The sequence below is a fragment of the Bacillus sp. GS3m_15504 genome, assembly GCF_055825275.1.
Window position 1 is genome coordinate 1,638,674 of sequence record NZ_JBVVNL010000001.1, and the last position, 13,675, is coordinate 1,652,348.

The 13,675-nt window shown below is 34.0% G+C and carries 14 protein-coding genes and 1 pseudogene; 12 read left to right on the forward strand and 3 right to left on the reverse strand.

The genetic code is table 11. The annotated features are described in order from the left end of the window. The first annotated feature begins 16 nt into the window (after window positions 1-16). Complete coding sequence (locus AC0L0O_RS08635) at window positions 17-901, forward strand: alpha/beta fold hydrolase (protein WP_473785725.1); 885 nt, start codon at window positions 17-19, stop codon at window positions 899-901. 195 nt (window positions 902-1,096) lie between these two features. Then, on the forward strand, window positions 1,097-2,008 hold the full coding sequence (menA, locus tag AC0L0O_RS08640) for a 1,4-dihydroxy-2-naphthoate polyprenyltransferase (RefSeq protein WP_000536374.1): 912 nt from the start codon (window positions 1,097-1,099) through the stop codon (window positions 2,006-2,008). Window positions 2,009-2,093: 85 nt separating this feature from the next. Here menA and satA read toward each other — a convergent pair whose 3' ends face one another. Further along, window positions 2,094-2,648, reverse strand: a complete 555-nt coding sequence (gene satA, locus AC0L0O_RS08645) for a streptothricin N-acetyltransferase SatA (RefSeq protein WP_000054744.1) — start codon at window positions 2,646-2,648, stop codon at window positions 2,094-2,096. Between the two features lie 97 nt (window positions 2,649-2,745). On the opposite strand from satA, the pseudogene AC0L0O_RS08650 reads away from it, so the two are divergent. The 8 genes and pseudogenes from AC0L0O_RS08650 to AC0L0O_RS08685 form a co-directional block, all read left to right on the forward strand. Continuing rightward, a pseudogene (locus AC0L0O_RS08650) lies at window positions 2,746-2,844 on the forward strand (peptidoglycan N-acetylglucosamine deacetylase); the annotation flags it as partial. 359 nt (window positions 2,845-3,203) lie between these two features. Then, window positions 3,204-3,566, forward strand: coding sequence for a Na-translocating system protein MpsC family protein (locus tag AC0L0O_RS08655; protein WP_000798157.1), 363 nt, complete (start codon window positions 3,204-3,206; stop codon window positions 3,564-3,566). Between the two features lie 642 nt (window positions 3,567-4,208). Beyond that, window positions 4,209-5,741 (forward strand): NADH dehydrogenase subunit 5, encoded by a 1,533-nt coding sequence (locus AC0L0O_RS08660; protein ID WP_473785726.1) that lies wholly within the window; start codon window positions 4,209-4,211, stop codon window positions 5,739-5,741. Then, window positions 5,741-8,365: a DUF2309 domain-containing protein gene (locus AC0L0O_RS08665; protein WP_000026985.1), complete on the forward strand. Its 2,625-nt coding sequence runs from the start codon at window positions 5,741-5,743 to the stop codon at window positions 8,363-8,365. Before AC0L0O_RS08660 ends, AC0L0O_RS08665 begins: the two co-directional genes overlap by 1 nt. A gap of 79 nt (window positions 8,366-8,444) precedes the next feature. Continuing rightward, on the forward strand, window positions 8,445-8,957 hold the full coding sequence (locus AC0L0O_RS08670) for a carbonic anhydrase (protein ID WP_000992256.1): 513 nt from the start codon (window positions 8,445-8,447) through the stop codon (window positions 8,955-8,957). Between the two features lie 164 nt (window positions 8,958-9,121). Next, window positions 9,122-10,552 (forward strand): cryptochrome/photolyase family protein, encoded by a 1,431-nt coding sequence (locus AC0L0O_RS08675; protein ID WP_075395736.1) that lies wholly within the window; start codon window positions 9,122-9,124, stop codon window positions 10,550-10,552. Between the two features lie 112 nt (window positions 10,553-10,664). After that, window positions 10,665-11,120, forward strand: coding sequence for a TspO/MBR family protein (locus tag AC0L0O_RS08680; protein WP_000749731.1), 456 nt, complete (start codon window positions 10,665-10,667; stop codon window positions 11,118-11,120). Window positions 11,121-11,223: 103 nt separating this feature from the next. Continuing rightward, window positions 11,224-11,934: an alpha/beta hydrolase gene (locus tag AC0L0O_RS08685; RefSeq protein WP_000758803.1), complete on the forward strand. Its 711-nt coding sequence runs from the start codon at window positions 11,224-11,226 to the stop codon at window positions 11,932-11,934. A gap of 38 nt (window positions 11,935-11,972) precedes the next feature. Here the strand turns inward: AC0L0O_RS08685 and AC0L0O_RS08690 are convergent, their stop codons facing one another. Together AC0L0O_RS08690 and AC0L0O_RS08695 are read right to left on the reverse strand one after the other, a co-directional pair. Beyond that, window positions 11,973-12,338, reverse strand: a complete 366-nt coding sequence (locus AC0L0O_RS08690) for a YxeA family protein (protein WP_000714946.1) — start codon at window positions 12,336-12,338, stop codon at window positions 11,973-11,975. A gap of 173 nt (window positions 12,339-12,511) precedes the next feature. Beyond that, window positions 12,512-12,628, reverse strand: coding sequence for a hypothetical protein (locus AC0L0O_RS08695; RefSeq protein ID WP_001982460.1), 117 nt, complete (start codon window positions 12,626-12,628; stop codon window positions 12,512-12,514). Between the two features lie 150 nt (window positions 12,629-12,778). On the opposite strand from AC0L0O_RS08695, the gene AC0L0O_RS08700 reads away from it, so the two are divergent. Beyond that, window positions 12,779-13,165: a YflT domain-containing protein gene (locus AC0L0O_RS08700; protein WP_000549433.1), complete on the forward strand. Its 387-nt coding sequence runs from the start codon at window positions 12,779-12,781 to the stop codon at window positions 13,163-13,165. A 74-nt stretch (window positions 13,166-13,239) separates the two neighbouring features. Continuing rightward, window positions 13,240-13,641, forward strand: coding sequence for a hypothetical protein (locus tag AC0L0O_RS08705; protein WP_000683223.1), 402 nt, complete (start codon window positions 13,240-13,242; stop codon window positions 13,639-13,641). Window positions 13,642-13,675 lie beyond the last annotated feature (34 nt).

Genomic DNA, 13,675 nt, shown 5'->3' on the forward strand with positions numbered 1-13,675 from the left:
TTAGAGGAGATTAAAAATGAATCACTTTTTTGTAGAATTTGGCGAATATGAAGCAAGTGTTTGTGAATGGGGGGATAAAAGTAACCCTCAAATCATTTGTTTTCATGGTTTAGGAAGTACAAAGTTAAGTTTTATAGAAATGGCGGAATTTCTAAAAGATAAATATCATGTTGTATCGTTTGATCTACCTGGACATGGGAAAATACCAAATTTTGAGACGGATGAAGATTACGGTGCATCCCATTTAATAAATTGGGTAGTAGCATTACTTGAGCACATAGGAAAAGAAACATTTCACCTATTAGCACATTCATGGGGAGCAAGCGTTGCGCTTCACTATGCAGCAGAACGTCCAGAAAAAGTGAATAAAATGGTTTTATTAGATGGTGGTTATCATCATGGCAAAATGAATGCGGACTATTTTGCGCAGCTATATAAAGATGCGAAAGAAGGAGAGTGTCCACCACGATCATTAGAAGAAGAAATCACTCATTACGAAAAAGATTTTGATGAATATATTTTTGACAGTAAAGAAGCTTTCATCCAATCAGAAAAACGGGCTTACAGCAGGTGGTCACCATTAATAGAACGTGCGGTTTATGACTTAATGCGAGAAGAAGATAGTAAAGTGAAATGGCACGCTACTGGTGATACCGCTAGAGGTGTAATTAAGTTTCAATATACGGTGTATAAAACATTGAAATCGCATAAAATTAAAAGCGATATTTTATTGTTGTATTGCGATCTTCCAGATGATTATTTAAAAATAAGAGAATTGCAGATTGCGGAATTTAAGAAGCGTATTGATATTACGACCAAGCTTTACAAAAATACAGGACATCTAATGCATTGGGATAGGCCGGAAGAGATTGCTGAAGATGTTTTAAATTGGTTACTATAAAAAAGGTCCGTTGTTCGAATGTGAGCAACCGACTTTCTTTTGAAAAACTGAATTTAAGAGTGATAGAGAGATAAGCAAGAGCATTACAGTTCTATTACCAGTTCATTTTTTGATATAATAGATGCGTGGCAGGATATAGATAGAAAGATACTGCTAGTAATTTATACTTAAAATGTAGGGAGATCGAACTGAGTTATGGGGACAGAAAAAGAAATTAGTTCCGCTAAATTAATATGGAAGATGACGCGCCCGCATACGTTAACGGCGACGTTTTCTCCTGTAATTTTAGGAACGGTGGCATCACTTTATGTTGCCAAAATTGATTGGCTTTTATTTATTGCGATGATGGTTGCATGTTTAGCATTGCAAATTGCAACGAACTTATTTAATGAGTACTATGATTTTAAACGTGGATTAGATACCGCTGATTCTGTTGGCATCGGTGGCGGAATTGTCCGTCATGGATTGAAACCAAAAAATGTGTTAACAGTTGCGCTTTTATTGTATGTAGTAGCAGCAATTATTGGAATTTATATTTGTATGAATAGTAGCTGGTGGTTAGTCATCATCGGTTTAATTGGAATGGCGGTTGGCTATTTATATACAGGTGGTCCATTACCAATTGCCTACACTCCGTTTGGAGAATTAGTTTCTGGATTGTTAATGGGGACATGTTTTGTACTCATTGCTTTCTTTATTCAAACGAATACGATAACGACTGAAAGTGTATTGATTTCCATTCCAATTGGAATTTTAGTCGGTGCAATCAACATGTCAAATAATATCCGAGATATTGAAGAAGATATTAAAGGTGGAAGAAAGACATTAGTGATCCTCCTTGGGAGAGAAAAAGCAATAGTAACACTAGCTGTAGCCTTTTTCATTGCTTATTTATGGATCGCGGTAATTGTATGGATGGGTTATATAAGCCCTTGGGCATTAGTGATGTTCCTAGGTTTGAGAAAGCCAATTTCTGCAATTCAAAGTTTCCAAAAAGGAGCAAAAGATCCCGGATATATGCGCATCGCAATGAAATCAACAGCGATGACAAATACGATTTTCGGCTTCTTATTATCAGCAGGATTACTAATTAGTTACTTGTTTTAAATAAAAATATGATGAAATAAATTAGCCCCAATTTCTCAATTTTAATATGGAGAGATTGGGGTTTTTATTTTGACTATGTTTAACGTTAAGAGTCGAAATGCAAATACCAATAAATTGCAACTTCATCACTTGTCATATTTAAGCCTTTATAAACAAGAAAATCAAATCCACCAATTACAAATCCGCATTTTTCATAGAACTTACATGCTGCGACATTATTATTTTGCGTTTCAAGCATGATACCTGGCATGTTGCCTTCTTTTGCCCACTGTTTTGCTTGAGCAATTAATCTTTTACCAACCCCGAGTGTACGATATTTTTTATCCACCGTTATATCTTCTATGTAAGCATAGTTATTCCAATTCTTTTTCAATACTATGAATCCAATAATTTGGTTATGTAACAGTGCTATGTAAATTATTTGATTTGGCTTATTTATATATTCATTGTACACCAGTTCTTCATTATCATTTTGTAAATAACTTTTTTCATAACTCGGAACGTCTTCTACTGTATATTCTATGCGTCTATTTACTTTTGAAAGAGAAAGCATTAACCGAGCATTCACTATAAAACTGTCATCAATCTCCGGGAAATTATCTAAATCATTTGTTTCTAACTCTCTAATTAAAAGGCTCATTGGGATACCTCCAAATAATAGAATTCCTTCTGGGTTTTTATTTAATTCAAATGCATTCCAATTACAAAATTATAATAGAATTTCATTAGTAAGGATATCATTACAACTTCTTCCTGAAATCATTAAATTTTATAAAGAGAAAGGGTATGAATTTGGGATATACAGTGATGAGGGGCATTTTCGTTTGAATTTCTAGAAAAATGAATGTCTATAGTATAAGCTTATTTCTTTTAAAAAGTGTTTTTATGACTAAATCAATAACTAAGACAAAAGTCGATTTACTATTTTATAAAGAAATCGGCTCTTTCGTTTATGTATTACGTTATAAGAGCTTTCTTATTTTCTCCGCAATGTCCTTTTCAACAGAGTCTTTATAGTAAGAGTATTTTGTTGGGGGATAATTAAAAAACGTATATCGCAATATAAAAATGTGTTTTAATACTAAAGGATACCTTGCAACAATCCCAATAAATCTTTCTCAATAATTGAAAATAAAATCAATCCAGATTATTATATTGTTATTGTAAATTTATTTTATTGAAGGAGGATACATAAATGAAAAACTCAAAAGGCTCTATTGAGTCAGAGATAAGTAAAGCAATTACGCACTGGGAAAAGGACTACCTAGGACGCGGGTCTATATCCGTTAAGACAGATATATTACGGGATATGATTATCGTAAATTTACAAGGTATTTTAACACCGGCTGAATATACTGTTTGTGAAACGAAAGACGGTATGCTAACGATAAAGAAAAATCGTTCGGAGCTAGTTGAATCTGGAATTGACGATTTGAAAGAGATTATATTAGAATTAACTGGAGAAGAAGTGAAAAGTTTTCATACGGATATAAGCTCACGTACTGGTGAACGAGTAATGATTTTTAAATTGTTTCATAATCTTGAGGAGAAATTTTAAAAATTAAAACCACTGTAGGGGTAGTGGAAGATACACTAAAAATGCAGTGAGGTAATTAAGAAATCTACAAGTTGTGTACTTTATTTTATCTTATTAACAAGGTAATGATTAGAAAACAAGAAAACTTGAAATTATTTATGTATAATGAATTTTGATTCGGAAAACGGATAAATAAATTGACAAACTACTTAATATGGTTTATCTTATAATTGTTTTAAAAATTAATAGATGCTTATTTTAACTGTTTGCTATAATTAAGGCTTTAGCATTTTTTTAATATGTAATATTGACTAAATGAAAAAGTTTCTTAATTGAAGGATAGCGCATAACATAAATTGATATATTGATTGCATAATCTAGGAGATCAGAGATATACTGTTATTTTTAATAGGATTAATACATACATTATTATCCTCTATAAAATGGGAGCTCTTCAAAAAACTTTATTGAAGTTAGTTGAAGTGAAACCGACAATCTCCATAATTCAATGATGATATAAAATCATTGAATTATGGAAGTTGTCGGTTTTTTTTATGGAAAAAACGATGTACGAAAAAGAGTGAATAAAAATTGAAATTAAAAAACTATCGTAATGAAAAGGAATTTTTATAGGTTATTTTCGTTTGGAAGGGAGTATTTTACATGTTAATTTCGCTAAGTTCATCAACACTGTTAACATTATTTTTTATCGCGCTTAGTGCTTCTTGGCTAAGTGGATTATTGTTTTTACATGCAAGGATGCCTTTACGTTTTGTTCATATCCATATTGGTATCGCTGCTTTGCCTTCATTGGTTTCTTTACTTGAACTTGTTAATAACAATGGAGATAGAGTTGTGGGGCCTTGGCATCTAGATACTTTAGCTTGGTTAATGGCTTTCTTCGTTCTTACAATTGGTTTAATCATTCAGCGATTTTCTGTACGTTACTTAATGGGAGATCGCTCATATCGAAAATACTTTGCACTTTTTACATTTACTACAGGTGTATCTTCAGTTGCATGGTTAAGTGACGATCTTCGCTTCATGATTATGTGTTGGGGTGCAACACTTATAGGATTGGTTCTACTCATCGGGCTAAATAAAGGGTGGAAAGTAGTTAGTGAAGCAACAAAAATCTCAGGCTATTTATTTACAATAAGTTGGATTGCCTTACTATTAGCTATCATTTGGCTGTTTCAAATAACTGGACAGTGGCAGTTAACATCAGTTTTAACGAATGAAAATGTAGCCCAATTTGGAACATTGGAGAAAACAGGAATTAACTTATTGATTATAGTAGCTGTGATGATTCCAGCAGCACAATGGCCTTTTCAAAGATGGTTAATTGAATCAGCTGTTGCTACAACTCCTGTTTCTGCTATTATGCATGCGGGTTTAGTAAATGCTGGCGGTATCATGTTAACTAGATTTTCGCCACTTTTTCATGATGATATTGCACAAATCATTTTACTAATTTTCTCTAGTATTTCTGTCTTAATAGGAACAGGAATTAGTTTAGTTCAAGTTGATTATAAACGTCAGCTAGTAGGATCTACTATTGCACAAATGGGATTTATGCTGATTCAATGTGCATTAGGCGCTTATTTAGCAGCTGTTATTCATTTAATTTTACATGGTTTATTTAAAGCCACACTGTTTTTACAAGCTGGTTCCTCAGTACAACGTGTTGAGGTAGTGAAGCAGTCTAATAAAAAGATGTCCAATTTATGGATGATAGTCGGGCGTGTTTTAGGGTTATTTATAGCAATTGCTTTCTGGTTTATAACTTCTGGAGAGGGGTATCAATTAGTTAGTGCGTTAATCTTAGGCTGGTCACTATACTTTTCTTGGAAACAGCTTGTTGTTTTTGGAGAGGGAAGAATGGGACGAATTGCTGGCTTAATTGTTTTGATTGGATTTTCTCTCATTTACTTTACCGTTCATAATTCTCTTTATAAATGGTTGCACACTGACATGTATCAAAGTGTTCAACCTTCAGCTCCAGCCGTTATCTTTGTTATATGTATCTTACTATTTAGTAGTGTTATTTGTACTTTCGTTACTCGTAATCAATCTTCTACTTTATCCGCTGTACTTTATCTTTGGTCAGTTCGAGTAGGTGAGGCGAGACGAAAGTCAGTAGAAAGTCATCCAAGCTATCTGAAACATGATGTATCAAAGGGAGGTAATTCGTGATGAGCATACCGTCAATATTAAGGAAAGAGACTTTAAAAAAGAAAGATAAAAATATTGATCTACAAGAAAATAATATAAATGATTTAGTTGTATCGGCTAGCCGAGTGATTGCGCCACTTTGGCCTATTTCTACATTTGCAGCTCATCACCCTTGGATGGGGCTGGAAAAGCAATCATTTGAACAAGTTGCAAATTGGTTAAAAGAAGCTCGTAATGTGGATATTTATCCTAGTGCTTCCATGATTCATTCGGCAAAGGCGAAAGGTGAGATTGAGGAATCATTTTTACAAATTGCCTTGTCTCGTTGGCTTGATTCACAATCTTTTCATATGCCGCGAGAGACAGCGGAGCGTTTTTGTCAAGAAGCTTTAAAGTTAGAAAGATTACCTTCTAGTCTATTATCATCGCCAGAATTAAATAAATTGGCAGAAGAAATAAATTATGTAAATACAGGGAGTATGAAAGACTCTTCTATGCAACCAATAAGCTCGCTTATAGAGAATCAAAATGGTGACAACCTATCGGATATTCTTAATTATCATATTATTAAATGGTGTAAATTATATCTTGATGACGCCGGGGCAAGTTGGGCGATGCCAAATCGAGAGAAAGGTTTTTATCGTGCGTGGCAACACCTTATTACATTTGATCCAGCGCTCAGTAAAACTGAACGTAAAGTTTTAAAAGATTGGCCAGAAGATGCCCTTATAGCTTTAACAAAAGCATTATCTGAATTAGGAATTTCTGAATCTAACATGCAAGCTTACCTTGAAGGGCACTTACTTTCTTTGCCTGGATGGGCAGGAATGATACGATGGCGCTCGCAACAATCAATTGAGGAACAGGAACTTCTCATAGAATATTTAGCAGTTCGACTTTCTATGGAGCTAGCCATTGTAAAACCGTATTTACCTTTAAAAAATCAAAAGGTTGAGAAAAAAGTTTCGATCGTCCCACTTATAGCTTCTTGGATCTATTGGGGGGATATTTCAATAGAGAAATGGTTACAAATGTCTGCAACTGAACAAAGTGAATTATTGGCATTCGCTTATCGCTTTGATGAAAATACTCGCAAGAAACTTTGGCTAGAAGCTTGGGAACAGACGCATGCAGAGCAATTAAGGGAGAAGATTGCTTCTAAGCAACGTGCAACTCATGATAAAAAGCGTGTAGTAGCTCAATTAGCATTTTGTATTGATGTACGTTCAGAACCGTTTCGTCGCCACCTTGAAAAATTAGGTCCGTTCGAAACGTTTGGAATAGCTGGTTTCTTTGGGTTACCAATTGCGACTACTGAACTAGGTAGTAATGACAGCCATCCTTCTTTGCCAGTTATATTAAAACCGAAACATCAAATAAAAGAGCTAACAGATGAAAATGAATGTAAATCTTATGAACAACGTAAGATGGTAGGCAGTTCGGTACGTTATACATTTAAAACGATGAAACAGAACGTACTGACAAGTATGTTGCTACCTGAAGTAAGTGGTCCTTTACTTGGTTTACAAATGGTGACAAGGAGTTTTGTGCCAAGAAGAGTAGGTGGCTTCATTCGTAACCTTCGTAAAAATATGTTGCAAAAGCCTGATACAACTTTCTCGCTTAATCATGTTCATGATACAAACTGTGAGATACCGATCGGTTTTACGAAAGAAGAAAAAGTGAACTATGTGCGTCAAACTTTAAAAATGGTGGGATTAACAGAAGGTTTCGCTCCTTTAGTTGTAATGTGCGGCCACAGTAGTCAAAGTACGAACAATCCTTATGCTGCAGCGCTTGAGTGTGGTGCGTGTGGCGGAGCAGCGGGAGGATTTAATGCAAGAGTTTTCGCTACTTTATGTAATCTTCCAGAAGTGAGAGAGGCGTTGTCTGCTGAAGGTATTAAAATTCCCGATGACACCATTTTTGCAGCAGCTGAACATAAAACAACAGTGGATGAATTAGAGTGGATTTACGTTCCAGAACTTTCGGAAACTGCGCAAGAAGCATTTGATTGTATTGAGGCCATTATGCCAAATGTGAGCCAACATGCAAATAGAGAGCGTTTAATGCAATTACCTCATTTTAAAACGAAAATAAAAAATCCGAGTAAAGAGGCACACCGATTTGCAGAAGATTGGAGTGAAATACGTCCGGAATGGGGATTAGCACGTAATGCATCTTTTATTATCGGGCAACGTGAATTGACTCAGGAGTGTGACCTAGAAGGTAGGGCTTTCCTTCATAATTATGATTGGAAACAGGATGAAAGTGGCGATATATTAGCTAACATCATAGCCGGACCAGGAACAGTAGCTCAGTGGATCAATTTACAATATTACGCTTCAACTGTAGCCCCTCATTATTATGGTAGTGGAAACAAAGCAACCCAAACTGTAACGGCAGGTCTTGGTGTTATGCAAGGAAATGCAAGTGACCTGTTACCAGGCTTACCTTGGCAATCCGTTATGCAATCAGATCGTGAGACGTATCATTCACCACTTCGTTTATTAATTGTAATTCAAGCGCCTACTAAATATATAGAACGTTTGCTAAATAATAATTTCACATTTCGAGAAAAAGTTCAAAATGGATGGGTTAGACTTGCCAGTGTTGATCCAGAGGGACGTTGGAAAAATTGGTAACAATTATGTAATGAATACTCAACAATTGTTACTAGTTTAAAAGTTCTATAAATACAATCATGAAGAAGGAGTGCTATATATGAATGCAAAGAATAAAAAGGTTTTATTGTTAACAGACATGGAACACGGAATAGAGCCTATCATACAACAAGTAACTAACATTCAACGAGAAAATATGTTGACTATACACAGCTGCGATTCTGTAATTGTACATCCTTTTGGAGATATAATGAGGTCTATTATTATCGCTATTTATCAAGAAAATGTGGAAGAAATTTTTGTTGTCGGAATAGAGGATAAAAAAACAGATGTAGTTAATTTACAAATCCAACGTGATTCCATAAAAAATAACAAGGAACTAGATTATCTCTTTGAAAATTGCATGCCTGAATTTTCAAATGGTAGCCTTGAGGAATGGCTAAGTGGAAAAGAAAATGTTAGTGAAAATATTGAGAAGAGCATAGATATGATTCGTCATCATCCATTAGTACCTTCTGATGTTAAAGTTCATGGCTTCATGATTGATAAAACAGGTGGAAAAGAAACGGTGGTTAAAGTTTCTGCTAATAAAGTAGCTGAATGCATGAATTAATTTATTAAGGACAAATAAATTTTTATGTATGAATTGCTGTTGTATAATAAAATTTACCCCGCATTACCCCCACCTCAAAAATCAACGGAAGCAAAGAAGTTAGGTGGGGATCGGGTTGATTAAAGTTTCACTTTATTATGTTTTAAGAGTAAGAAAGGATAGCCATGCAAAATAAAATTATCGTTATGTTTCAAAAAGATTTTCGCTTATATGATAACCCAGCTCTATTTGAAGCGGCTCAGTCCGGTGAGGTTGTTCCGGTATATGTACATGATGAAACTTTTTCAATGGGAAGTGCGTCAAAGTGGTGGTTACACCATGCAATAATAGATGTAAAGAAGCAACTTGAGGCATTGGGCTCTACTTTAATCATTCGTAAAGGAAGTACGCAAGAAGAAATACTTTCTCTCGTAGAACAGTTAGGTATAACGGCTGTATATTGGAATATTTGTTATGATCCGGACAGATTACAATCTAATCAAAAAATGAAAATGATGTTAGAACATAAAGGTATGATCTGTAAGGAATTTAATTCACATTTATTATTAGAGCCTTGGGTTATTAAAAAGAAAGATAACACTGAATATAAGGTGTTTACGCCTTTTTACAATGCATTTCAAAAGCAGGTAATACATAAGCCTATTAGTAAAGTGCAGAGTATAAAGGGAGGAAACTCTTTACCAGTAAGCTTATCTGTTTCAGAATTACACTTGTTGCCGACTATACCGTGGACATCTCATATGGAATCAATATGGGAGCCTACAGAAGAAGGGGCATACAAAACATGGAAGGAATTTTTCTCTAGCAAATTGGCCTCTTATAGTGAAGGAAGAGATTTTCCAAATCAAAATGCTCATTCGATGTTGGCACCTTATCTTTCATTTGGTCAAATATCAGTCAAGCTAATCTATCATTACTTAATAAATAAAAGTACCGAAAGCCAATGTAGTCTTTTTGAAAAACAAGTAAATAGTTTTATACGTCAATTAATTTGGCGAGAGTTTTCTTATTATTTGCTATATCATTATCCGTTTACAGCATATAAACCTCTTAATAAGAGCTTTGAACATTTTCCGTGGAATAATGAAGAGGAGTTATTAAGAGTATGGCAGAAAGGTGACACTGGTTATCCGTTTATTGATGCAGGAATGAGGGAACTGTGGCAAACAGGTTTTATGCATAATCGCACAAGAATGGCTGTAGCCTCTTTTCTTGTAAAGCATTTGTTAATTCCGTGGCAAGAAGGAGCAAAATGGTTTATGGATACACTATTAGATGCTGATATTGCAAATAATACAATGGGGTGGCAATGGGTTGCTGGAAGTGGAGCAGATGCATCACCATACTTTCGTATTTTTAATCCGATCACACAAGGAGAAAAGTTTGATAAAAACGGAGAGTATATAAGAAAATGGGTACCAGAATTAAAAGATATGCCTAATAAATATATACATAAACCGTGGGAAGCACCTGAGCATATTTTACAAAAGACAAATATACAGCTTGGTCATACATATCCTTTGCCAGTCGTTGATCATAAGGCAGCACGAGAGAGAGCGCTTTGTGCATATAAAAGTATGAAAGAATTCGTATGAAATAGGTTAAACAATATGTATTTGGAATTTAAATATTAGAATTTTATCCATTACAAGGACATACTAATCATATAAAGTTTCTAAAACCTTCTATTGAAAAAGGAGAATGTTTATGAAAAAATCTAGTATCATAGTATTTTTACTAACATATGGTTTGTTTTATGTTTCTAGTATTTTATTTCCTATTGATCGTATGTGGTACGATGCGCTAGAAAAGCCGTCTTGGACACCTTCTGGCATGACAATCGGAATGATTTGGGCTATATTATATGGACTGATTGCATTATCAGTTACAATTATTTATAACAAATATGGATGTAAGCCAAAAACATTTTGGTTTGTATTCCTTTTAAATTACATATGCAATCAAGCGTTTAGCTATTTTCAATTCAGTCAAAAAAATTTATTTTTAGCAACAGTAGATTGTTTACTAGTCGCTATTACTACGTTGCTTCTCATAGCGGTTTCTTCCAAATTATCTAAAGTATCGACATGGTTGCTAATTCCATATTTTTTATGGTCTACATTTGCTACATATTTATCTTGGACAATTTATAGTATGAATTAAAGACGTAAATGAAAACTTGAGCACAATAAAAATGCTCGAGTTTTTATGTTTATTAATGGTAATCTAAAATATAGAATATATACATCTTAGGGAGGTCATCTTTGTGAAGAAATGGATAAAAATTATTCTGTACTCTTTACTAGGTATTTTACTTATAGGAAGTATTAGTTTTTTTGTTTGGTCTCAGTTTAGTTATAAACCAACGAAAGAGGCTATGTCGTTAGTGGATGATAAAAAAGACGAAGATCATATAGTTTTTGGAGAGAAAGATGCGAAAATAGGAGTTATTTTTTATCAAGGAGCTAAAGTAGAAGCGGAGGCTTATAGTTATTTAGGAGAAGCTCTTGCAAAAGATGGACATTTTGTAGTAATGCCGAAGTTACCATTAAATCTAGCGATACTTGGAATCAATGAAGTAGACAGTGTAATTGAACAGTATCCTGAAGTTCAAAAATGGTATGTTGCAGGGCATTCAATGGGCGGAGCTATGATTTCTAAGTATGCCTTTCAACATGAAGATAAGGTAGATGGGATTATTTTCTTAGGTTCATATCCTGCAGATGATTTCTCTACGAAATCGATTCCGATGTTATCAATTTATGGGGAAGTAGATGCGTTAGCAACTGTAGAAAAAATAGAGAACAATAAAAAGTTCATGTCAAAAAATACAACTATGCACATGATAAAAGGCGGAAACCATGCTCATTTTGGTATGTATGGTGAGCAAAAGGGTGATAATGCGAGCTTAATTACATCAAAAGCACAACGAGATGAAACAGTGAAAGTAATGGAAGAATGGTTATTAAAACAATAATGATAGACGGGAGAGCCAACTCATACGAGTGGGCTCTTTTATTTAATTTCTACCTCTAATTGCTTCCTTATTTTCTCCGGAATATCCTTTTCAGAAATAGCCTCGTACGAGTAAACATACTTACCTTTTACATGAATTCTCAAGTAAGTTTTTCTTATAAAATCATTAGGGGTGCTAGTTCCTACTGTATATTCGTTCCTGCTCCCAGATTCATCAAAACTTTTTAGTGAGTACATAGCTCGTCCTTTATGATGGTAATCTGGAACACCATACCCCTTCGCAATGGCGTATACATTTTTTTCTTCAGCAATCGGATTAAATCTATCAAAATCCCCTCGTAATATGAAAGGTAGTAAGTATATAGGTAGGCCTATTCCTAGTATGCAAAGTACAAATTTCTTCATAATCATTTCTCCTCTTGTTCATTTACATGATTCAGTATAGAAAAAAATTCTTATAAATATAGAGGGGAATTCCTTAAAGTTTTCTTAATAAAGTTTAACCGTGTGAAAAAAGATTAACTTGAGTATTAAGCTTACGGAATGAATAGCCAAATAACCTGTTTTTTTATTTTGATTTAATTAACGAAAAAAGTATCTTGTACTCCTTTTGTAACTTTTTCCAAATAGAAATTTTCTATAAAATAAGGGACTTGCCTTCCAAACAAATCGTTATTTGTAACACTTTTATCCAAGCAAAGTTCTCATGACATTGCTTGGATATTCAAAAACATTAATAACCTATTACATAAAATTTTTTGAAAATTTAGGTTTAACATCTTTAAAATAGGTGTATTACATATAACATAACAACTAAATAAAAAATCTAAAGGAGGAAAAATACAATGCATAAGAATGAAAGAAAACCGGTGGTTCATGAATATGAAAATGAACAGGAAGTAGTTATGAAAGTAAAAGAGCTAGAAATGCAAGGGATTCACCAAGATGACATTTACGTCTTAACACATGAAAAACATCTAACAAAAAAGATTGCGGATGATACAAACACAAATACGATTGGAGTAAAAGAACAAGGATTGGGCACAAGTATTATCAACTTTTTCTCCAAAAAAGGGGACGAGCTCCGAAATCAAATGGAAGAAATGGGGTTGTCGAAGGAGGAAGCTAACTTATATGAAGAAAAACTAGATCAAGGGAGAATTTTACTCCTAGTAACAGATGAAACACTAACGGCGAGTGATAGGCAGCCGCAAAACTATCATTCTCTCTAATAGATTGCAATAGGTAAGGTAATTATTTTAGGTTGTAGCATGGAAGAAATTAAAAGTAGAGAAGGGTGAGAAAAATGAAACATACAATATTTAAATATGCTGTGATTGGGATTACGACCGGAGTCATAGTCTCCCTATTAAAAAAAGAAAATCGGAAAGCTATACAAACAACAGGAAAAAACGTAAAAGACAAACTACAAGAAGGAAACATAAAGGAAACATTAGAGAAGGTAACTGAGACAAGTAAACAATTCTCTGTAACTGCAGCTAATGTTGCAAAACAAACATTACCACAACTGCTTACAGCCACACCAGTTGTTATTTCTACCATTAAAGATTTAACAGAAAACGAAAATAATAAAAAGAAAAAAGATGAAAAGGATTACGAAAAAAATGAAAATAGTAAGGAAATAGACGGGGAAAAAACGAAAAATGAAAAGAAATATGTGAAAGAAGGGAAAGAAGAGAGTGCTTAGATTTAATTCTAAAAATAGAAAGTGAGGAAAAAAG